The 1132-nt window shown below is 33.8% G+C and carries 2 protein-coding genes and 1 pseudogene; all 3 read right to left on the reverse strand.

Going from position 1 to position 1132, the window contains the following annotated elements:
* Positions 1–112 (reverse strand): annotated as a pseudogene (locus OW763_RS16750) (electron transfer flavoprotein subunit alpha); the annotation flags it as partial.
* A 26-nt stretch (positions 113–138) separates the two neighbouring features.
* A complete protein-coding gene (locus OW763_RS16755; RefSeq protein WP_268042736.1) occupies positions 139–918 on the reverse strand; it encodes an electron transfer flavoprotein subunit beta/FixA family protein in 780 nt (259 codons plus the stop codon).
* Between the two features lie 18 nt (positions 919–936).
* Positions 937–1132, reverse strand: a 196-nt coding sequence (locus OW763_RS16760; RefSeq protein WP_268042738.1) for an acyl-CoA dehydrogenase family protein, incomplete at its 5' end; no start/stop codon positions are given.

A 1132-nucleotide genomic window follows, 5' to 3' on the forward strand; every position in this document is an offset into this window, starting at 1 on the left:
AATCATCTGCAAGTTCTCTTCCTTTTCCGATTAATTCTAATGCTACTTTTTGAAGTTCTCCATCTCTTTGTTCAGCAAATACCCATATACCTTTGTAATCTGCTATATTCATCCTATTTCCCTCCTGCTTCTTATATATTAAACGTAGTGCTTTTCTTTTAATTTTGAAACTGCAAATGTTGCTGCTTCTTTTGCTGATAATGTAACTACTTCACCTTTTCCTTTTGGTTCTTTTGTCATTGATCTTTTAACTTTTGTTGGTGAACCTTTTAATCCTAAAAGAGCTTTATCTACATCTATATCATCTGCACTCCATACTTTAACTTCTTTTTCGAATGTTGTGAAGATATTCTTCATGCTCATGTATCTTGGTTCATTTAATTCTCCAATAGCTGTTAATAGACATGGCATTTTTACTTCTAATTCTTCATATCCATCTTCTAATGCTCTTCTTACTTTTAATGTATCTTCTTTAACTTCTACTTTTTCTACATAAGTTACTTGTGCAAGTCCTAAATGTTCTGCTATTTCTGGTCCTACTTGTGCTGTATCTCCATCGATAGCTTGTCTTCCTGCAAATATTATATCATAGTCTAATTTCTTTAACGCTGCTGCTAATGCATGTGAAGTTGCTAATGTATCTGCTCCTGCAAATGCTCTGTCTGAAATTAAAACTGCTTCGTCTGCTCCCATTGCAATAGCTTCTCTTAATGCTGCTTCTGCTTGTGGAGGTCCCATGCTGATTACTGTAACTTTTGCTTCATTTGCATCTTTTAATCTTAATGCTTCTTCTAAAGCATTTTTATCATCTGGGTTGATGATTGATGGAACTCCTTGTCTTATAAGTGTTCCTGTTTTTGGATCTATTTTAACTTCTGTTGTATCTGGAACTTGTTTTAAACATACTACTATATTCATGCCTAAACCCCTCCTTAATTATCTAAATATATTTCCTGAAATAACCATTCTTTGAACTTGGTTAGTTCCTTCATAAATTTGAGTTACCTTAGCATCTCTCATCATTCTTTCTAATGAGTAATCCTTAATATATCCATATCCACCCATAAGTTGAACTGCTTCAGTTGTTACATACATAGCACAATCTGTTGCTGCCCATTTAGCTCTTGCAGCT

It is taken from the genome of Clostridium aestuarii (assembly GCF_026735135.1).
GTDB classification, from domain to species: domain Bacteria; phylum Bacillota; class Clostridia; order Clostridiales; family Clostridiaceae; genus Clostridium_H; species Clostridium_H aestuarii.